Origin of the sequence: Methanococcoides alaskense (genome assembly GCF_027594145.1) — an archaeon.
Lineage (GTDB): Archaea > Halobacteriota > Methanosarcinia > Methanosarcinales > Methanosarcinaceae > Methanococcoides > Methanococcoides alaskense.
The window spans coordinates 168,053-190,737 of the sequence record NZ_JAQFFK010000005.1 but is presented as its reverse complement, the minus strand read 5'-3'; the positions used below and the strand labels follow the sequence as shown (position 1 = coordinate 190,737).

14 protein-coding genes are annotated in these 22,685 nt (G+C 42.1%); 9 read left to right on the top strand and 5 right to left on the bottom strand.

Annotated elements, in window-relative coordinates; translation table 11 throughout:
• Nucleotides 1-158 precede the first annotated feature (158 nt).
• The 5 genes from mtaB to mtaA all read right to left on the bottom strand — a co-directional run bounded on the left by mtaB (nt 159) and on the right by mtaA (nt 8,892).
• Nucleotides 159-1,547: a methanol--corrinoid protein co-methyltransferase MtaB gene (mtaB, locus tag PBV53_RS09190; protein WP_374708529.1), complete on the bottom strand. Its 1,389-nt coding sequence runs from the start codon at nt 1,545-1,547 to the stop codon at nt 159-161.
• Nucleotides 1,548-1,553: 6 nt separating this feature from the next.
• Nucleotides 1,554-2,318, bottom strand: coding sequence for a methanol--corrinoid protein MtaC (gene mtaC, locus PBV53_RS09185; RefSeq protein ID WP_270096884.1), 765 nt, complete (start codon nt 2,316-2,318; stop codon nt 1,554-1,556).
• 120 nt (nt 2,319-2,438) lie between these two features.
• Nucleotides 2,439-5,789, bottom strand: coding sequence for a PAS domain S-box protein (locus PBV53_RS09180; RefSeq protein WP_270096883.1), 3,351 nt, complete (start codon nt 5,787-5,789; stop codon nt 2,439-2,441).
• 326 nt (nt 5,790-6,115) lie between these two features.
• Entirely contained in the window at nt 6,116-7,723 is a 1,608-nt protein-coding gene (locus tag PBV53_RS09175) for a methylamine methyltransferase corrinoid protein reductive activase (protein WP_270096882.1), read from the bottom strand.
• Nucleotides 7,724-7,875: 152 nt separating this feature from the next.
• Nucleotides 7,876-8,892 (bottom strand): methylcobamide:CoM methyltransferase MtaA, encoded by a 1,017-nt coding sequence (gene mtaA / locus PBV53_RS09170; protein WP_270096881.1) that lies wholly within the window; start codon nt 8,890-8,892, stop codon nt 7,876-7,878.
• Nucleotides 8,893-9,560: 668 nt separating this feature from the next.
• On the opposite strand from mtaA, the gene PBV53_RS09165 reads away from it, so the two are divergent.
• The 9 genes from PBV53_RS09165 (at nt 9,561) to ppsA (ending at nt 22,646) form a co-directional block, all read left to right on the top strand.
• On the top strand, nt 9,561-10,943 hold the full coding sequence (locus PBV53_RS09165; RefSeq protein WP_270096880.1) for a sulfatase-like hydrolase/transferase: 1,383 nt from the start codon (nt 9,561-9,563) through the stop codon (nt 10,941-10,943).
• A 47-nt stretch (nt 10,944-10,990) separates the two neighbouring features.
• Nucleotides 10,991-11,845 carry a prephenate dehydratase gene (pheA, locus tag PBV53_RS09160; protein ID WP_270096879.1) on the top strand — a complete coding sequence of 285 codons (855 nt, stop codon included), beginning with the start codon at nt 10,991-10,993 and terminating at the stop codon, nt 11,843-11,845.
• Between the two features lie 60 nt (nt 11,846-11,905).
• Complete coding sequence (locus PBV53_RS09155) at nt 11,906-12,793, top strand: DUF7502 family protein (RefSeq protein ID WP_270096878.1); 888 nt, start codon at nt 11,906-11,908, stop codon at nt 12,791-12,793.
• Between the two features lie 156 nt (nt 12,794-12,949).
• The gene (locus PBV53_RS09150; RefSeq protein ID WP_270096877.1) at nt 12,950-13,924 is read left to right on the top strand and encodes an AAA family ATPase; all 975 of its coding nucleotides are present in this window, start codon (nt 12,950-12,952) and stop codon (nt 13,922-13,924) included.
• A gap of 58 nt (nt 13,925-13,982) precedes the next feature.
• Nucleotides 13,983-14,864, top strand: coding sequence for a DUF58 domain-containing protein (locus tag PBV53_RS09145; RefSeq protein ID WP_270096876.1), 882 nt, complete (start codon nt 13,983-13,985; stop codon nt 14,862-14,864).
• Nucleotides 14,864-16,735: a DUF7408 domain-containing protein gene (locus tag PBV53_RS09140; RefSeq protein WP_270096875.1), complete on the top strand. Its 1,872-nt coding sequence runs from the start codon at nt 14,864-14,866 to the stop codon at nt 16,733-16,735. Before PBV53_RS09145 ends, PBV53_RS09140 begins: the two co-directional genes overlap by 1 nt.
• Nucleotides 16,732-19,173 carry a VWA domain-containing protein gene (locus PBV53_RS09135; RefSeq protein ID WP_270096874.1) on the top strand — a complete coding sequence of 814 codons (2,442 nt, stop codon included), beginning with the start codon at nt 16,732-16,734 and terminating at the stop codon, nt 19,171-19,173. Before PBV53_RS09140 ends, PBV53_RS09135 begins: the two co-directional genes overlap by 4 nt.
• Before the next feature lie 145 nt (nt 19,174-19,318).
• Complete coding sequence (locus tag PBV53_RS09130) at nt 19,319-20,065, top strand: hypothetical protein (protein WP_270096873.1); 747 nt, start codon at nt 19,319-19,321, stop codon at nt 20,063-20,065.
• Nucleotides 20,066-20,240: 175 nt separating this feature from the next.
• Nucleotides 20,241-22,646: a phosphoenolpyruvate synthase gene (ppsA, locus tag PBV53_RS09125; protein WP_270096872.1), complete on the top strand. Its 2,406-nt coding sequence runs from the start codon at nt 20,241-20,243 to the stop codon at nt 22,644-22,646.
• The last annotated feature ends 39 nt before the right edge of the window (nt 22,647-22,685 follow it).

Below are 22,685 nucleotides of genomic sequence, written 5' to 3'. Positions count from 1 at the left end.
ACTTAAATACTACATATTGAGGCATCAAATATCCAATCCAGAAAATGAAAATAGATGACTGAAAATTCATTGCACGATAATCGTAACGAAAAGAAAAAAAGAAAATGGGGCGTAAGATGGAGAGATGAAAGATGAAAATGAAAATGAAAATGAAAACTTCAGTAACCGTAATTTTCAGGTCTGAAGCTCTCCATCGTTGAAAGTTTGTTCAGATTCTCTTCAATGAACACATCCTTTTCATCAGTAAGTGAATGAAGGGACTTGATCGCCTTTGCAAGAGAAGCTTTCTCAAAGCGTGAAAGTTCAAGCTGTCCGCGAGAACCTTCATCAACGATATTACATGCCTCTATCGCAGCATTCTTAGCACGTAGATAGATATCATTACCATCCTTTACGATCGATTCACCTATCCTATAAGCATTATCGAATGCAAGTATGAATGCCTGAGGATCCCTATATCTGTCGGAGACCATGAAAACATCCCTGAAGACCTTCGCATAGCCAGCCTCTATTGCCGTATTCATCATGGAACAATCATAAGATAGGGTCTCCCCCCAACATTGAACACTTGTGCCGCCAAACTCACCACGGTACTCCACAGATTCATTGGACCAGAGATCACAGCATTGCATAGCAAGATTACCCATGACATCAGAGTGAGCACAAGTTGAGCCCTTTCCTTCCTGTGAGATAGGAACACCAGCAATGGCCTTGATTATAGTGTTCTCATACCCACAATCTTTACCAGGACCAACAGCTCCTGCTTCATATGCAGCAAGTGAACGCGGTGCTGAAACCGCCCTTGCCACAACAGCAAGGGTATGGGCAAGCTTTCTGTCAAGCAGACCACCTGCAATGAACATTGCAGTATTAGCCTGAGCACAATCAGTATCCCCGGCAGCCACAACATCATGTTTCTTTGCTATTTTGCTAATATCTTCCCATATGAACTCTACATCAAGAGTGCCGAGGATACCTATTGAAAAAAGCACACCTGAGAGATCGTTCCTTATTATTGATGAATCAAAGACACTCTTACCACCAAGTGATTCAATGGAAAGCATATCGGCTCCATTGGAAGCAACCTCTTCAAAAGATTCCAGTAACAGACAATAAGAGTCACCCCTAAGATCGAGGGCTTCTTTTCCGCCCCGAATATCAGCAGGCGTATGGCGCAATGCACATTTGATGCCATATTCATCATAAAACTCTTCCATGATGGTCTTTTGTTCATGTGCTATCTCAGCACCCCATGACGGATTGACGGTCATTTGTTGCACATGTTCCGTTTCGAGAACCACAGAAGGGAAACCGACCTGTACCATTCGTTGCAGGACATCAGTTGTGATCTTCTGGTATTCTGTAATAAGTTTCTCTTTAGACTCACCAGCTGCTGGCCTGGGTGCATAATTAACTTCCGCCGAAGTATATCCCGCTCCGATCTCCAGATCAAAACCGGTCTTAATTGGATAGATAGAATGTCCAAAGACCATATCTTCGAAGTCATCATAAGCCATTTTATTATAACGTTTTAAACTCAAACCCATTCCTCCTCAGTGTTTATGGAACTCCTTCATGAGCTGGCCAATATTCAAGCCGTTGATGATAGCATCTGCGATCTTTGGTACGTCAGAAGCTTCTTCACAATAAAGGCCAAGTTCATACTGGGATACAAAATCCTGTGTCACCGCACCGCCTCCACACACAACAGGTACATTGATGTCACTTTCAAGCAACCGGGAATTCACATCCTGGAAACCAACCATCGTTGTCGTCATTAACGACGTTCCCGTAAGCATAATGGGTTTTTCCCTTTTGACAGCCGCAATGACCTCTTCCACACAGACATCCTTTCCAAGGTCTACAACTTCATACCCCTTCGCCCTGAGAAGAACGGTCACGATCTTTTTACCAATATCATGTATATCCCCTTCCACAACATAGGAAACGATCTTACCCTTGTATTCATGCTCCTGACCTGATCGTTCTTTGCAATATTCAATACCTTCGATCATTGCCTGCGCCGAAATAATGACATCCGGAAGGTAGAGAACACCGTCATCATAAAGAGTGGAAACTATTTCCATACCCACCATCAGTGCATTGTTAATAAGGCTCAGTGGATCAAGTCCATTATTGATCGCATTCTGGATACTTTCCACAACCTCATCTTCATCTCCTTCAAAGACGGCTTTCGCGACCTCCCTTATATTCACTTCCACAGGGAATAATTTCTCAGCCACCTCCTCAGGGGTCATTTCCTTTTCCACTTTTACATTATATCGTGTTAGTATACGTTGAGGATTAATATCGATCACAATTTAGCCCTCCATTAAAATAATTAATATAAATGCCTACAACTATCCCGATTTGATAAGATAAATGCAAACATGTGATAAAAACATTATTTGCCAAGCAGACAAAACATAAAGGTCCCTTCAATTTATGCCAACCTCCCGACAGATAGCAATGATCGCATCCTGACGATTCCATTTACCCTTTTGCAATCTTGTTTCCATAGGCATAAACATGCCAGTACCTGTAACCAAAGGTAACCTGAACTCGACCTTATTACCTGCAAGTGCATCCCCAAAGAGCTTTGCTGCTTCGAGTACCTTATTATGAGGATACATTTTTATGAAATTCATACCAGTTATCTCTTCTTTTGAGTGAGCTAGTTTTTTTGAGACTGCCTCATTACTGTAGAGTACACAACCCTCACTATCCAGAACAAGGATCAGATCCTCAATACCATCAACGAGTGATTTGAGGTCGTTCTGGTTTTTTTGCATATCGACTTCTGATTCAATGCGACCAATGATGGATCCCATCTGTTCAGCAACTGTTTCTACTGATGTACGAATATTGTATAGCATTTCATATTCAGTACGCGATGCAAGGAAAAGAACAGCCACTTCTTCCTCTTGATATTTCACCGGGATCACAGCTGTTGCCAGCAGTCCTTCATCTACCCTGTTATCACGCTTTGTCACAGGATAGATATCGGAATACATTTTGTAGAGCGGATAACCCATCATGAAAAATCGACTCTGCATGGAATCTGCTGCGTAGTGAGAATTATTTTTTACAAAATCTTGCGAAAGCCCTTTATGGGATATAAGGTTCAATCCACCATTGTTCTTGTCTATCAGATAGAGACTGCCAGAATCGATACTATCTATATGTAAAGCAAATTCCAGAAGCTGGTCAAAGGTTTCCTGAAGGTCCCCTGAAGGAGTGAAGAAATTACCTACCTCGGACTCAATATTCAAAAATTGATTGATCTTTTTACGCTCAGTGATATCCATGATGATACCCTGTATATGGACAAGATCACCCCCCTCATCATACTGCGGAGTGGATCTTTCGACAACCCATCGAACATCATCAGACCTGGTGATTATCCTGTATTCGAGACGATATTCAGAAGCATTTTCTGCAAATTTTCGGGCAAAATAGCTGTGCACCCTTTCCGCATCAGAAGGGTGAATAATGTCACCGTATTGTAGTTTCCCAGAAATAAAATCCGACGGAGAATATCCAAATGTATCGATGTTCTCAGAAACAAATTCAACTGGCCATCCCGACTGAGCATTCCAGAAAAATACAATTGCAGGACTGCTCTTGATAACCGTTTGCAATACCTTTTGTACTTCCAGTGAATCAAGCAGTTCCTGTTCTTTCTTTTTCTGCTCAGTTATGTCACGTATAATAGCCATTACAGCAGGCTTACCCTGATCATATATGCGTGACGGACTGATCTCAACAGGAACAGTTTCACCCTTACGATCAAGCAGATCTACCTCGAATTTATTATAACTGCTCTTCTGTTTTTCCAGTATCTTCGAGAACTGCTTAGTCACCATTCGCCGATATTCAGGTGACAGATAAGAAGAGAAACTGGAGTTATGTACCTTTTGGGGACTGAAACCAATGATCTCACAGAACATTGAATTTACAAATTCCAGCACATCATCACGAATTATGATAATGCCGTCATTCCCATTCTTAACGAGATTTGAGTACTTTTCTTCCGACACACGCAAAGCTTCATCAGCTTCCCTATGCTCGATCAATTTTTTCATTTCCTGGATCAATAGTGCCAGGTTACGAGTATCAAGATCATCATAAGGAGAATCTTTGTTGCCAACTCCCAGAACGAATCGTTCACCTCCTTCATTGGAGATGGGAATATCAAAATGACGTGTGATAGTACCGTTCACATCATGATCATTTTCTATTTCAAAAAGGTCATTTGAGTAATTTGAAAGCAAATATTTTCCACTTGAGTTCACTTTGATGGCCCTGCTGGAAATGTCAAACGGATAATCTCCCAGGTCCTTGCTCAGTTTGTATTGACCCATTTCATCTGTTAAAAGGAGGGAGATCATGTCAAACGAATTGTCTTCACGGACACTGACAAGATAGCCTATATTGCTCAGAGTGAGTCTTGTAGCAGCCTCCAAAGTGAAATTTAATATATCTTCAATGGATTCATCGGATATCTGGTTGAGTTCAAGAAGCGTCTCTAGACGAGACTCGTTCAGCTGGAGAGAACGTTCACCCATCTTCCTCAGGGTGATATCTTCAAATATCCCCATCCCACCCTGCAATGATCCATCTACGATCAAAGAACTGAAAGTGATATGCAGGATAGAATTATTGTCATTTACAATTAGGTGAACATCACCCTCATAGCTCCTTATCTTTCCCGAGACCACATCACTTATATCGCTACGAAAATCGGTGTCACTAAAAAGATCGAGGACATTATAGCCTGTGATCACATCACGTAAATGATCGAATATCTCATTGAATACTTCATTTGAATTCGTTATAATTCCTTTCCGATCAAAACGAACTATACCTATGGGAGATTTTTCAAAGATTATCCTGAAGTTCTTCTCAGTATCAACGAGAGCTTTCTCTGCTTTTCTTTTTTCCCTAATGTCATTTAAGTTCAGCATTACCGCAGACTGTCCTTCGTATTCAATGTAGGAATTAGTCATCTCCACAGGAATTTCACCTTCAATAAGCGAAACAATATTTGCTTCATAAATATTGGAGTCATTCTTCTTGCTTGAAAGACATTTATTGTATTTTTTGGAGACCATTCTGCGATATTCAAGCGAAATATGATCAAAGAAAGGAGAACCAATGATATCATCTTTTGACGATCCTGTCAGTTCGCAGAATTTCTTATTCGTATACCGTATTTCATTGTCAAGGACAACAATTACCCCTTCATTGCCTTTTTCGATCAACGTTGAATATTGACCTTCATATCGGATAGTTCCCTCATCCAGGGCTTTCAATTCGTCAATATATTCAAAGGTAACAAGAGCAACACAGCTGCCATCATATCTGATCGGCCTTCCGTTGATCAGCACAGACCTTGTACCGGCATTGATGAAAGGATATGTTAGTCCAAAGTCCTCAAGTAAGAAACCTTCTTTACAAACTCTGCTAAGCCTGTCGAATAGTTCAGGTGAATTTTTCTTAAGATCAACAAATATATCAGCATCATTTCCCAAAACATCATCAAGTTTGACATTGAACATTTTGTAGAATGAATCGTTCGCATATATCAGGTTCAGATCCGGATCAAGTATTATGAGAGCTTCTTTTAAAGATGCTACTATAGCCTCGAAATAGTTTCCAGGATCATCGGAAAAAGAGAAAGAACTACAGCTATCAGATTCTGATATTTCATCAGATACAACTTTAGATGAAGTCTTTTTGACAGATATATTACCGGTATTTTCCATGGAACTGTATATCTTATACATCTCCCGTTTTTGCGTTTTTTTACTTAAACGATCTTTTATTTTTAATAATGGAATTTGTTTGTTTCAATTATATATTTGTTTTGAATCCTATTACAAGTAAACAATCCATAATCTATATCATATCTTCCACAAAGATAGAATATCCATATTTTGACGATCTTTCTGAACGAAAGAATTATCTTAAATCAATGAATAAATAAAATTGCTCACATCTAAGATCTATAGTAGCTTCCTTCGATCCAATCTGTTTACTTTTCAGATCTATATCCAGTACGTCAGTACAACAGATGTGAGCAAATAATTAAATGTTCACCTCATGAAAGTTATTATACTACCTTGAGAAAATGCCAGTCGAGGACATTTTCCGGGCATGAATGAATACATTTCTGGCAGTGTGCACCATCACAAAGATCAGTTCTTATTCTCACAGACCGATCCTCCTGCTCCAATGCATCATTTGGGCATACATCGACACATTTCTTACAGTCGATACAGCCTTCCATATCGATTTCCAGAAATGTACCTATCTGGTCAACCACATGAAGCCCTTCGCCCCCAAGATCCGGAATATCCTTCTCGACGCGCTTTTCGATTTCCGGCACCTTAGTTACTTCATCGATTGTAGGAAGACCTTTTTTCTTAAGATATTTTTTAAGTGTCTTGAAAGGCATACCCTCGTTCCAATAGGAAAGTTCAAGAATATAAGAATCCTTGAATGCTTCATCCATTGCAAACATTACATGTGTGCCAACTATCTCCACTGCGATCTCCTGAAGGTCCCATAATCGTTCTTCTGAAAGTAGTATCTCCCTTGCAACGATAAGAGAAGTGTTCCCTATCTGGCAGATCTTTGAGACATTGTAAGGTATCATGCCAATACGATGAGCTTTTATCGCATCCATATAGGTACCGGCAGCACCGGCCATGTATGCGACCTCCACATCTTCCATTGCGACATTAGCAGCATTGCATAATGTCACATGACCGGCACGTATGGCACCGATAGCCCTTCCCGCTTCAGCAAGATCTTTTTCTGTGAAATGTAGACCATCCTGAAGGTGAAGTTTTTTATCAGGCGTATTTATATTTGGTAATTGTATGGTTCCATTTTTTATGGCCTCATCAATAAGTGCAATAACACCGGTACCTGTGATGCCGATAGCATGCACATCACCATTTTTGAGAACATCACCGTTTTTATAGTTGACAAGAGAACCACTGACAGTGTTCATTTCCTCATCAAGAACGTAATTCAAGACATCACCATTGTTAAATTCAACATCTGAGATCACAAATGGGCGTGCAATACTTCCGTCCCCGATCTCCTGACCTTCAAGTGCAGGACCGGCTGCTGCAGAACCTGTGAAGATGACATTACCGACCTTTAACGCCATTTCCGCATTGGTACCATAATCGGTTGCAATGGCTATCTTATCAGATTCAAGCATTCCGGACTTTACTATCAACGCAAGAGCATCTGCACCGACCTCGTGTTTGATGGCAGGTGGAATAACTACTTTACAATTAAGGAATTCAAGGCCTTTTATCTGAGTGCTGTCAATGATACAAGCATTCCTTTTTTGCTCCTCAATATTCATCAACTTCTTTTTTCGCTCTCCTGCATAGGCAAGGTCATCGATCGGAATCCCCTGGAACAATGATAATTGTATAGGATTTCCACATACAGCGATCCTCTCAACAAGTCCACCTTCCGGTTCAAGTTCATTAAGGATGTGAATGAAAGCATTGATCACAAGGTCATGAGCTTTGTCCTGACCATATGTCATGGCAAAATCCAGATGATCCATAACGTTCGCACCGGGCAGAGGATTTCTCATTGTGATGACTGTTCTCTGTATCTCACCTGATCCAAGGTCTATTTTTTGTGCCCTGAAACCACTTGTACCAAGATCTATTGCAATTCCTGTTCGCATAGTATTACCTTCCTGCCTGATCGATCAATGTGATCGACAATTATTGACAGATGATCAAAAATAAATAAATGAAAGAAAGAAAGGTCCTGCACAACAAGACCTTTCAGACTGGATGTTAAGATTTTTGTATATATATTTCGTTTCTACAGATATTATGCAATGTATTCATTCCTTGCTTCGACAAGGGCTTTAACATTCTCCACAGGAGTATTTGGTGCAATACCACATCCAGGAGAAAGAACTGCAACGCCACCTTCAAGAGCATCCTTTGATTCTGCTTTGACCTTTTCAACATCACCAGAAAGTAACGTGAACGGACTGGACACATTACCAACGATCACAGCCCTGTCTCCGACAGTTTTGATAGCTCCCTTAAGGTCTGCTACTTTTTCCTCAATGCTAAGTCCCTCGAATTTGCAGTCTGCCATCATATCGAGAATAGGAGTCACATTCCCACAAACGTGAAGCACCATTGGACATTTGACTCCTTCTGCAAACCTTGCAAGTCTTGGCTTAAGCATCTTGTCAAATGTTTCAGGGTTCAGAAGGTCAGGGGATGCTACAGGATCAGGCACACATATTACATCTGCACCAGCATCTGCCAGTGCATTTGCATACACTATGCATGCATCTGTGGCAAAGTCAAGGATAGTCTCTAAGTCATCTGGTTTCTTGATAGACCATTTCATGAACTTCTTTACACTTACAAGATCGGATGCAAGGGTTACAGGCCCTTCCATGCCAGCTACCAGAGGAATTTTATCTCCAACTTTATCGATGATCATCTTTGTTGCTTCAAGCACAGCAGGGATTCTGCCATTGCTAAGAAGGTCATCAGGCATTACGAGATTGTCAACGTCTTTATATGGGTGATCAGTTACAGATGGTTGTCTGTTCTTTGTTCCCATATTAACTTCACAACCCATAGCTTCTGCAAGAACTGTCAGACAATATGGATACCTTACAGCTTCAAGACCTGCGATCTCGTGTGATGCTACGGCGAGTGTTGCCATCTTCTCTGCATCTGAATGAGCTTCAGGCCACTCTGCACCGGTCTGATCCATAAGATCAACTATAGCGGTCTGTGTTACAGAGACTACCGGGACTTTATCAACTGGTTCGCGGTTTAACGCGTTCAATAATCTTTCTTTTGGGTTTAAATCGGTCATTTCGATCACTCCTTCATAATTAAAGACCCGGTACATCCGGATGCTGATGTTTTTTGATCGTCGTTCACACCATCCAATTAATCCAGGGATGGAACAACTGATATTGGGCAGCTATACCCAAATTTCAAACTGAGATAATGATATATAAACATATGTATGATTCACATTTAGTATAAATATGTTACCATATGGCGCGTATTTTTAACAGCATTGTTTATTAAAATTATTATAGCTATTGATAGCGTTTTTACTAAATAAAAGATTTTCTAAAAAATTAACATATAATTTAATACCAATATACTTATATATAATAATTAAAAATTTGAAAAATAAAACTAATATAAAAACAAAGCTACTATTAAAAATCTATAATTGAATAGATAAAAGTAATAAACAGTATCAATAAACATAATTTATAATAATTAGAATTAATTATTTAAAAAATAGATATTTGATAGTAGAAAAGTTCATATATAAAATTAAATAATACCCGGCATTATTAGAGGAAAAAAATAAAAACAGGATAGATTTTAAAAAATTTTCAAAGAAATGGAATATAATTAATTATATTAGCCTAAAAAAATATTGCATTAATCGTGAAGAACGTATCCACATTAAACCATAATTTAAAAAGAAGAGCTATCTTAGTTCTATTTTGTCTTATAATAGTGCAACTTTCAACTCCTGTTGTGGCACTCACTCCAATAAACATCCAAAACATAGAAACCGATCATGGTGCAGTCATACTGATAGTAGATGGCCTCGGTGCAAATTATATAAATCCGGAAAAGATCCCTTATGCACTTGATGGAAGCCCTTTGGAAAAGCCAAATATCCAAAATATTTCAGCACTCGCAAAAGATGGACTTCAAGCATTCAGTGTTCTTACACCCTCTACAAAAGGTGAAAATGGGCATTCGGTGATCGTTACAGGAAATCCCAGAGCTACTTCTGCAATGATAGCACACAATGATGCTACCGTCTATGATGTTGCCCGTGACAATGGATACCTCATGTTCGCAATATTGGAAAAGGGTGACACGACCGAACTTCTTGCAGAACAGGATGTTGCCATATATGATAGCACCACATCGATAAATGATCCGCAGATGAAAGTCTTGCTCAATGACCATACCAGTCAGCACGATACCGACATGATAATCGATGTTGAAAAGATATTCAAAGAATATGCCATTCTGGCCCCAACCTATGTACAGCAGTATAAAGAAGGAGAGATCGAGCGTTATAATGCTTACAACCTCTGGGGAATCGAGACCGCCCTTAAGGTAATTGAGCTGATGGAGCAATATCCTGACCAGAAATACATACTGACAATAAATATCGGTGCCATTGATATTGCCGGACTTTATCGCAGAAATGAAGGTTATGTTGAGTGCATCGAAGAACTCGACATTATGGTCCAGCCTCTTATTGAAAGAACGGAAGATAATGACCTTGCTTTCATCTTAACTTCAGATCATGGGATGGCATTCCAGTCAGTAGATGGATGTGGTGGCAGCAAGTCCGATAAATATGCAACCTCACCGGAAGTGCTTCAGATACCTTTTATTGCAACATCATCAAATATCGAAAGAAATTTCATTGAAGAAACGTTAGGTCAGGAAGATATTGCTCCCACTATCCTTAGTATCCTTGACCTGCCGAACGAGCTCCGCTTTTCAGCCGGTGAACCTTTTGCAACTAAAAAATATGTTAATTTCAAAGTATTACTTCCGGAAACAGGTAGTGTTAGGATATCTTCGGAACAGGCCATCCTGGAATCAGAAGGGGATAGCGAGTATATTATATACGGACTAGAAAAGGAAAAGGAATACACTATCAACGCTGAGCTTTCCGGAAATGGTAATCAGTTATATGAAAGGACCGTCTTTGCAGATTCTGATAAGATCATCCGGTTCGATGCAGATAATAAGCCGGATAAAAATAAGGATATGATACCCAAAGGGATGCGAAAGATCATTGGATCGACCCTTATTATAGGTATCAATCTGACAGGTCTGGCAATGATATTCAGGGTAGTCAAAAGTTAAAGCCTGCCATCAAAAACTATTTTTAAGAGGCAAACCAATTTGCATCGATGATCGTTGGCGTACTCGGGCCTGCCGGATCCTACTCGGAAAAAGCAGCAAAAGGCTGGATAAGCAAAGAATCAAAGACGGAGGGAACATCCCTTGTCTATTATGATGACATAAACGATACTTTTGCATCCGTCATCAATGGAGATTCGAACATGGGAATAATCCCAATAGAGAATTCCATAGAGGGGTCCGTTGGTATAACGCTCGATCTGTTGCTTGAGAGCGAGATAACCATTATCGGGGAGATAGTTGTACCCATTGAGCATTGTCTTCTCTCAAAGGGTGAGATGAATAATATAAAAATAATAATGTCACATCCTCAGGCACTGGGTCAATGCAGTAAGTTCATAAGGGAACATTTCAAGAAAGCAGAAATACGTACGACAGGAAGTACATCCCATGCTGCCAAGCTTGCTAATGAGTTCTGCGAGATGGCAGCTATCGCATCAAGAGAATCCGCCAGGGAATATGGATTGAAGATACTTGTTCCGAATATCCAGGACTGGGAGAAGAACCATACACGCTTTATCGTCATAGAACAGGGCAAGTGGCAGGAAGATGATGTCTGCATACCTAAAAATGATACATGCAAGACATCCATCATTGCTGATATTGATGAGGACAAACCTGGTTCACTCTATGAGATCATAGGGGAATTCGCAAAAAGAGACATTAATCTGACCCGCATTGAATCAAGACCATCGAAACGTTCTTTGGGGGATTATCTGTTCTATATTGACATAGAAGGAAGTACAGGCAATGCAGTTATAAAAGATGCTTTATATTATATAAATTCAAAAGTATCTATGCTCAAAGTCCTTGGTTCCTACAATGGATACAAGCTGGATAACTAAAAAAGTGTTCATATAAGGTATGAATGTTCATTCAAGTTTGCTTTAAAGAGGATAGTGATCATGGATATTGATAATTTTGTAGAGAAACAGGAAGCTACGGTCAATAAATACCAGCGTATCTACAAGATCATCGATCTCACTATAATTGCACTGACCTTGTTCACTATTTTAAAAATACTGAATATAGACCAATTTATCCTTACATTAAGAACATTTGAACTTTACGCAGATTCTACCTATGGTCCTTCGGGGATGATCTCAGCAGGAGAACTTCTCCTTGCAGCTATTTCTATATTTTTAGCCATCATCCTTACCTTTGCTTTCCATTACAGGGACAGGAAAGTTCTGTTGATACCTTTCATAGAGGAACGTTTCCCAGCACTTCAGGAAAGGCTCAGGACTGCCTTTGACAACAGAGATGTGCACAATATAATTTCAGACGACCTGATGGGAAATGTACTGGATGTGGCCTCGAAGATCGACAATTCAAAGCTTATTGAAAAGAAAAGGCTCAAAAAGAGCATGTTTCTTCTGCTAGCAGTTTTTATTATGTTCACCACCATAAACGTACTGGATTACAGGACAGGGGTTACGCCCGATGATATCAATGATCTGATAGATGAGATACCGGGCATAACATCAGGAGAGAATGAAACATCCCCTGATGAACAGTTCACACTTGAAGGAGATTCAGGGGGAAATAGTGAGGACCTTGTCGGAGAGACTGCTATCATCGTGGTCGAGGGGGAAGAGGTCGACCTATCATTACCACCGGGAGCAGGAACAGGTTTTACTGAAAGCGGAGATGATGAATCACTTCCCCCTGAGTTTGAGAGCTCATCGGCATATGAGGTCGGAAGGATATCATCACCTGCTTATTATGAGCAACTGCCGGAAGGGTATGAGAGTATTATAAAAGAATATTTTGAGCAGATGGCTAATAACTGACCTCAGATAACTACATCATGACAATAAATATATCAATGCTTTTATTAATATATCATTATCATTTAATTAACATCGAAGCTCATCGATGGATCACATTAACAGATCAATTTATACCACCAATCAATTTCACCAATTGCAATATAAGGAGAACACCACATGAATTCCAATGATGCAGGATCAGGAGACCTTGAACAGACTTACAGAGGTGCTGGTGATGCATTTTCAGCACTTTTCAATGAGATCTCCAAGGTCATAGTAGGACAAAAGGATACGGTAGAACAGATAATCATTGCCATTCTTTCTAACGGACACGCACTGATGGAAAGTAACCCCGGTCTTGGAAAAACACTTACGGTTTCCACCATCTCCAAGACAATGGACCTTGGTTTCAGTAGGATCCAGTGTACTCCGGACCTTATGCCGGCAGATATCACAGGTACACACTTTATTGAAGAGACGGGAGGGAAAAAAGAGTTCAAATTCGAGCCAGGACCTGTCTTTGCCAACATCGTCCTTGCCGATGAGATCAATCGTGCATCCCCAAAGACACAATCTGCATTGCTTGAAGCCATGCAGGAGAAACAGGTCACGGTAGGTAACGATACATTTATTCTTGACAAACCGTTCTTCCTGCTTGCAACCCAGAATCCTATAGAAATGGAAGGAACTTTCCCATTGCCGGAAGCACAGCTTGACAGGTTCCTTTTGAAGATCGTTCTGGACTATCCTTCATTTGAAGAAGAAAAAGAGATAGTCAGACGCTACACCAAGTCTGATGAACCGCATGTGGAAAAAGTGCTTAACAAGAATATGGTGCTACAGCTCCAGCGTCTCACCAGGGATATGCCAATTGCAGATGATATAAAAGAAAGGGCTATCAAGATAATTATGGCAACCCGCACATGGAAGGAATTCATTGAGTTCGGAGCTTCCCCCAGAGCATCCATCGGCCTTATTTTGGCAGCAAAGGCTCGTGCATTGGTTAGGGGCAGGAACTTTGTAAGTGTTGAAGATGTTGACGCAATGGCATATCCGGTATTAAGGCACAGGATCATCCTCACTTTCGAATCTGAAAGGCGTGGAATATCACAGGATCATGTGATAAAGGAAATACTTGCCAAAATTAAATGATAAGCATCGGTAAGTCTGAGAAGGAAAAGCCTACGAACACCAATATGATGCTTGAACCATGAGTGACAGAAAACACCGTATAGATGTGGATTTCTTCCGCCAGCTTGACCGCTTTACTTTTCTGGTAAGGAAGCGGGTCTCCAGTGCTTATGCAGGAAGCAGGCGCTCCAACAGGAAGGGACAGGGGCTCGATACGATAGGGTATACGGAATACCACCACGGAGATGACCTCAAGTCCATTGACTGGAACGTTTATGCGAGGTCAGAGAAGCTCTATGTCAGGGAATTCGAAGAAGACAAATCAGTATCCACACACATACTTCTCGATTCAAGCAATAGTATGGACTATACCCTTGACACTGTCACAAAGTTCGAATATGGCGCCATGCTTGCCGCCGGCTTTGCATACCTTGTCACAAAGGATAACGATAAATTTGGCATATCTACCTACTCTGAAGATATTGCCATATCCCAGACGCACAGGGGAAGACGTCATTTATTAAGGGATATCGATAGACTTGCCGAAGTAGAGCTTAAAGGACAGACAGATCTTGGCCAATGTGTCCAGCTATATGAAAAAATGATAAAGTCACGTTCACTCGTGATCATCATCTCAGATTTCATGGAAGACCTCAAATCCATTGAATCGGCGATCTACAGACTTTCAAACCATGACCTTATTCTCATACAGGTGCTTGACCCTTCCGAGAGCAATCTGTCAATGCACGGTCATGTCAAGCTGATGGACCTTGAGACCAATGATGAGCTGAAGACATATCTTAGTAATAATTTCAAGGATAAGTACCAGGAAGAGCTACAGGCACACATCGATGGCATACAGAACATCTGTAACCACGTCGGTGCTGACCTATATACATTCACGACTGATACGCCCATCTTCGAAGCGTTCTTCAATGCCATCAACAGGAGGCATATGTAATGCCTTTTGCAAACATACTCGGGCTTGCTGCCCTGGCAAGTATAATCCCACTTATCATATTGTACCTGTTACGCCCAAAACCTCTGGAACTGAAGATACCTTCCCTTATGTTCCTGATGCGTGCGGAGCAGAAAAAGAAGAGATTTGCATCATTGAGGCGACTTATAAAGGACCCGATATTCCTTGCTCAACTGCTCATTTTGATATTGATATCCGTTGCTATAGCCGGGCCGTTCTATACCGCCGAAGAGGAACTCAGCGGCGAACATACTATATTCGTTATCGATGCCTCTGCCAGTATGAACACTGAAGGCAGGTTCGATAGTGCCACTGATATCGCTAAGACCTATGTCAGTAAGAAGAACAGTATAATACTCGCAGAGAACATTCCGGTGAACGTGCTGGAAGCCGGTGGTTCTTCCGCTAATAAGAACGCCCTTGACAGCCTTACTCCGAAAGGCTCTGTTGCAGACCTCTCAAGTGCAATTACCAATGCCATGAGAACCCTTTCCAATGAAGGAGGAAGGATCGTGGTCATATCAGATTTCACTAACTGGCAGGGAGAAGACCCTGTATCGGCCATGAGACTTGCTGAATCCTACGGATTAAAAGTGACCTTTGTAAGGGTAGGTTCACCAACTGACAATGTAGGCATAATACAAGGCTGGATCGATGCCGAGGAGAACGGTTACACCTACAACTGTGTTGTCAAGAACTACATGGAAACGACACAAAACGTCAAGATTATCATCGATACGCCGGGGAGCCAGAACAAAAAGAGTGTGACATTCGATATCGGGCCATTTTCAACTAAACAGTTCAAGCTGACCGATCTTGGAACCGGTATTACGGAAATCAAGATAGACAGGGAAGATAAACTTGCAGTTGATAATGTCGCCTATGTATCAATTCCGGCAAATGTGCAGAACGAATTGCTTCTTGTTACCGATGTTAAAGGATCACCTTCGGGAACTGCCCTTTCACTGTTGCCGAACATAAAGGCCACCCAATCCAATAATGTGCCTGCTGACCTTAGTGATTATAAGGTCATTGTTGTCGATACACAACAAAGGGCAATAACCTCTGAAGAAGCTGCAAGGCTTAGCACTTTCATTGAGAACGGTGGGAACGTGCTTGTTATCGCCTCGCCCACACTTGACCCGAAGAATGCGAACATCGACCTCATGCAATTGCTTCCTGTAAAGATCATCACCACCTCAGAGAGCAGTAAAGGTGTGGCATTGAAGGTCGAACAGGATACGAGGCTCACAGAGGAAGTGAAGTTCGAGGATATTGCAGTCTATACTTATCTGAATTCGACCATAAGGTCCGATGCAGTGTCCCTTGTTGATACCCCCTCGGATGTACCGATGCTTGCATATTGGAATGTAGGTGACGGTACTGTCATGTACCTCGGATTAAGCGATATGCTCGGAGAGGAAGCATGGAACAACTTCCACAACCTTCCAGAATATCCTGTGTTCTGGGCAAAGGTTATCGCATGGCTTGGAGGTACTGGCGACATAGGGGATTACAATGTCCAGACTGGTGCTGTTTCAGCATTGTCAAAGGAGCAGGAGGTTACAACCCCTTCAGGTTCTATAACCACGAGCAGATTGCTCTATGATGAAGTGGGCGTTTATGAGGTTGCTGGCAAAAGAATAGCTGTGAACCTTTACGATGATATGGAGTCCGATACAACAGTAGACTCCTCGAACGTCCTTGAAAGAGCAACATCGAATGAAGGCGGTGATACCATCCGACAGACCACATATACTGCAAATAAATACGTTGATATCTACCTTATTATCATTGCAATGCTGCTGGTAGTCCTTGAGATCCTTATCATTAGAAACCGGGGTGAACTATGACCTTCACGTTCGAACAACCATTGATGTTTGCATTGATACTGCCTGTAATAATAGGAGGCCTTTTCTTCTTAAGGGAAGGAGCAAGAAGACCAATTATCATCTCACGCATGATAGTGCTTTCACTTCTGGTCATCGCACTTGCCTCTCCCACTGCCATTGTCAGTGATGTGACAAGTGACGAGAACCCGAGCCTTGTGGTGATCTCTGATGAGACCGCCAGTATGAGCCTTTTCGAAGAAGGTGTGGGAATGAACGTATATGAGTCACTTACAGCCAATACTCCGACAACGTTCATCCGCCTGACCGGCGAGAGCACGTCCCTTGGAGATGCAATCGAGCAATATTCCACCGGAGACAACCAGATAGTGCTCGTCAGTGACGGAAACAACAATTTTGGAAAAGACATCGACGAATCTCTCGAGTATGCAAAAGAAATGGGTACGACCGTTTACTCCGTTGCACCAGACCTCAAAGTGAATGATATAACTGTCCAGATGCTTGGGGACAAGACCGTGGTCATCGGGAACGAGAACCAGTTCGATATACTGGTATCCCAGGCAGAAGAAGGTGAGATCAGATACAGCTTTGAGGTCTATGCAGGAGACACCCTCATCAGAAGTGGCACTTTCTCACAGGAAACACGCACTAGGACAATTCGTGTTCCATATACTTTCAAGAAGCTGGGTGCTCAGGAGATGAGAGTGGAACTGAGCCCTCTGACCGAGGATAAAGATGATATCAACAACGTTTACTACAAATCCATCTACGTTGTTCCAAAACCTAATATCAATCTGATCACAAGCGATACAGGTGCACCCCTTGGCAATATCCTGTACAACCTGTACGATGTATCGAATTCAAAGGAATTCACCGATCTTGACAATAAGAAAACTGTCGTGCTTGATAATGTCAACATGAGAGAACTATCAGAAAGTGACATTGATGAACTAAAGGAATACGTATCTCAAGGCAATGGACTTGTCCTGGTAGGTGGCGAGGCTTCGTTCGATCGTGGGAACTATCTTGATTCTTCCTTAGAGGAATTACTTCCTGTAGCTTCAAGACCAACTGACTGGAAAGGTGGCAGAAGCATTGTTCTTGTACTGGATGTTTCCCAAAGCACATCTGCTCATGAAACGCTTTCTGATATTCTAGGCAATTCCATATTCATACTTGAGAACGAGAACCTCAGAGATGCATATGCTGGAGTAATCGCATTCGGTAGTGAAGGTGTCGATGTTTCCGATGGTCTGGTATATCTTGGAACACATTCAAATCTTGAAAAGCTTGAAGAAAGTATCAGTTCACTTGTCCCGGGTGCTACAAGTGATACATCTCTTGATCAAGGTCTTCTAATAGCACAGGAATGGCTTGAGACCGAATCCGGAGAACTTGACATTATAATAGTATCAGATGGTGGTTTCGGGCAATCATATGATGAAAGTCTTGCAGTCGTAGAAGAGATACACGATGAAGGGATCGATTTCTATTTCATCCACATTCATGAACAGGCTGCTCCTTCACAGTATGACAAATCTGGAAACCGTTATTCCGAAGAATTAATGAAGAGTGTGGACGGAACTTATTTCTTTATTGAGAAGGGTGAACGTGCGAACCTTGTCTTCGAGGATCAAGAGATACCCGAAGAAGAAACAGACGATATCCCACAAATAACATCCTTCCCACTTATAGAATACAATCCAAATCACTTCATTACCCGTAACATCGAGATCGCAGGTAATATCACAGGCTATAATGACGTTACCCCAAAACCAGGTGCAGACAGAATAATCATTACAGCCACCGGCAAACCTGTAGTGACCACATGGAGATACGGGCTTGGCAGGGTAGCAGCCATAACTACAGATAACGGTAGAGGTGGGCAGAACGTATGGGCTTCCCAGATGTATTCGGGTAACAATTCAAAGCTCATATCATCTACTATAAACTGGGCTATCGGCAATCCACAGGTCGAGGAAGGCACTGTTGTTGAAGCTGAGGATACGTGGTTCGACACCCCTGCTACGCTTTACATAACCCATTACGATGGGAACACACCTGTATTGAGATACAAAGGAAATACCCTTGAACTTGCGGTCACCGGCAAGAGTACCTATGAGACCACGATCGACCCGAACAGTATTGGTTTCCACGATGTCTCAGGCTATCCGATAGCTGTGAACTATGCCATCGAATACCGTGATGTCGGTATAAATGAGGACCTTCCTGTATTCATCAAAGCAAATGGTGGTAAGACATACACCGAAAATGAAGCTCTTGCCCTCCTGTTAACTGATGCAAGAGGAAATTCCCTTAAGAGTGTACAAAGGTCCGAAAGCCAGAAACTCTACTTCCTGATCGCTGCGTTATTGCTGTTCCTTGGAGAAATTGCAGTAAGGCGTATAAGGGAGATAAGGGAATCGAAAAAGGGCGATTAAAGGCGGAGTCAAATCGCCTTCTTTTTTTAAAAAACGCATTCAGAAGACTACAAATTGAACTGTAGTTAAAGTAATGGATATATAAGAAGTACTCATTCTATCACCTGAAGCCAATTACTGACATCATATGATCCAAGGTGACAAAATGAAAAACACATACATACCATTACTTGTACTCACGGTACTCGCAGTAATATCTGCCGGTGCCATGATAATGAATGCTGACGCTGATGAGAAGATACTGATAGATAACGGTGGACTGGAATCCGAAAATTCACCTGCTGTTGATGGTGGAAACAACGACAAAATGCAGCCTCTGAATACCATTGCTACTATCATCGGAATCGAAACATGGGATAATACAACAGTTCTCCTTCTGGACCAGGATGAGAGCGATATTGGTGAAGGTTATCCATGTGACATCTATCTGAAGATCAGCCAGGAAACCACCATTAAAGACAGCAATGGGAATGAACTAACCATTGAAGACCTTACTGAAGAAACAAGGATAGAAGCATATTACGGACCTGCTACAACCAGAAGCCTACCAGCACAGAGTGTAGCAGTTAGCATTGTTGTACTTGATGAGAACGATCAACCAGGTGTTCCACAGCCTGTAAAGACTACCGGGACAATTCTTGGAACTGAAAAATGGACCAGCAGCACAGTTATCCTTCTGGATGAGGACGATGTTGAGATAGGCGAAGGATATCCATGTGACATCTACCTGAGTATCGGTCAGGAAACAACCATCACAGACAGCAATGGGAACGAACTTACCATTGAAGACCTGACTGAAGGAATGAGGATAGAAGCTTACTATGGACCAATGGTCACAGCAAGTTTACCGCCACAAAGCGGAACTTTGAAGATCGTGGTCTTATCAGAGTGAAATTAGAATAGCAATTGCATGGATACTAAAAGTGATCAGCTTTTACTCCATGCATCTTCTTTTGGAATCAAATCTATCAACTACCTCCATTTCTCCAAAAACTCTAATACTCTTAAAAATTAATCTTATTAACAGTTAAAAAGAATAATTCATTCTAATAACTGGGGGTTAATCAATGGGAGATAGTAAATACATTCGATGGTTCGAAGAGATACGTATAGAGGATATACCTTCTGTCGGAGGTAAAAATGCCTCACTCGGTGAGATGTACCGGGAACTGACAGGGAAGGATATTAAGATACCAAACGGTTTTGCAGTTACAGCGGATGCTTACTGGCACGTCCTGGAATCTGCAGGTGTGTTGCAAGAACTCAAGGATAGTCTGGAAGGACTTGATACAAACGATGTCACTGACCTTGCTGAAAGAGGGAAAAAAGCAAGGAGCATAGTACTCGATGCAGGGATACCGGATGATCTCTGGGAAGAGATCAAAGAAGCTTACGACAAGCTGAGCGAAGAGTATGGAACTGAGACCGATGTGGCAGTTCGCAGTTCTGCAACAGCAGAGGACCTTCCTGATGCTTCATTTGCAGGGCAGCAGGAAACTTACCTCAATGTACACGGCTACCACTCCCTGAAAGATGCATGTAACCGGTGCCTGGCTTCTCTTTTCACAGACAGGGCGATATCCTACCGTGTGCACCATAAGTTCGATCACTTCAAGGTCGGCCTGTCAATAGGCGTCATGAAGATGGTACGCTCAGACCTTGCATCCAGCGGGGTCATATTCACCATAGACACCGAATCCGGATTCGAGGATGTTGTATTCATAACCGGCGCTTACGGCCTTGGGGAGAACATCGTACAGGGACTTGTCAATCCGGATGAGTTCTACGTCTTCAAACCCACCTTAAAAGAAGGCTACATGCCTATAATCAAGAAAAGGATGGGCAGTAAAGAGATAAAGATGATATACGGACGTGGGGATTCCCGTATTCTTACCCGCAATGTGGAAGTCCCACTTGCAGACCAGAGAAAGTTCTGCATCAACGATGATGAGATACTCCTGCTTGCAAAATATGCTGCAACCATTGAGAAACACTATTCTAAAAAGAAAGGTCAGGCCGTACCCATGGATATAGAATGGGCTAAGGACGGTAACACAGATGAGCTGTTCATTGTACAGGCAAGACCGGAGACCGTGCAGTCAAGGAAAAGAAAGGATGTACTTGAGACATATTTCCTTGATGAGAGGTCGGATGTTCTCGTCACTGCCAGAAGTGTAGGTGACAAGATAGCAACTGGTACAGTGCATGTGATCGATGACGTGTCCAAACTTTCTTCTTTCAAACATGGGGAGATACTGGTGGCTGATACGACCACTCCTGACTGGGAACCTATCATGAAACGTGCGGCTGCCATCATCACCAATAAAGGTGGAAGGACATGCCATGCAGCTATCGTCAGCCGTGAGCTTGGAGTTCCGGCAGTAGTGGGTGCACAAGATGCTACTGAAAAACTAAAGAACGGGATGGATGTCACAGTCAGCTGTGCTGAGGGAGATATTGGCAGGGTCTACGAAGGCATACTGCCTTTCCACATAGAGACCGTTGACCTCAAGGGTCTGGGAAAGACAAAGACCGAGATGATGATGAACCTCGGCAATCCGGAAGAGGCCTTTTCCCTTTCCATGATACCGAACGATGGTATCGGACTCGCAAGACTTGAGTTCATCATCTCGAGTTACATCAAGGTCCACCCAATGGCACTGATACATCCTGAAAAGGTTGAAGATGAAAGTGTGCTTGAGGAAATTGAGAAACTCACAGCCGGGTACAAGAGCAAGGAAGACTATTTCGTGGAAAAGCTTTCCCAGGGTGTAGCGACCATTGTGGCTTCATTCTATCCGAAACCTGTGGTTGTGCGCATGAGCGATTTTAAATCGAACGAGTATGCAAGCCTGATCGGCGGGAAATATTTCGAGTTCGAAGAGAGCAACCCCATGATAGGTTTCAGGGGAGCATCCCGCTATTATGATGAGCGCTACAGGGAAGGCTTCGCGCTTGAGTGCAAGGCCATGAAGAAGGTAAGGGATGAGATGGGACTTACAAATCTGATCCTTATGATACCTTTCTGCAGGCGTGTGGAAGAAGCGGAAAAAGTTATCGCGGAAATGAAAAAGAACGGTCTGGAAAGAGGGGAGAACGGCCTGCAGGTATATGTCATGTGTGAGATACCAAGCAATGTGCTGTTGATAGATGAGTTCAGCAAATACTTCGATGGTTTTTCCATTGGCTCCAATGACCTTACCCAGCTAACCCTTGGAGTGGACAGGGATTCTGAGATATTAGCCTCGTCCTTTGATGAAAGGGATGAAGCTGTCAAGAAAATGGTCTCCATGGCAGTTCAGGGAGCAAAGAGGAATGGCAAACACAGTGGAATTTGTGGTCAGGCACCCAGTGATTTCCCCGAATTTGCAGAGTTCCTTGTGAGAGAAGGTATCGAATCGATCTCGCTCAACCCGGATTCTGTGATGAAGATATCATTGAAGGTATTGGAAACCGAAAAAGAAATGGAATGAATTTCTTTTTTATTCATTCTTCTTTTTTCTTTTCAGAAC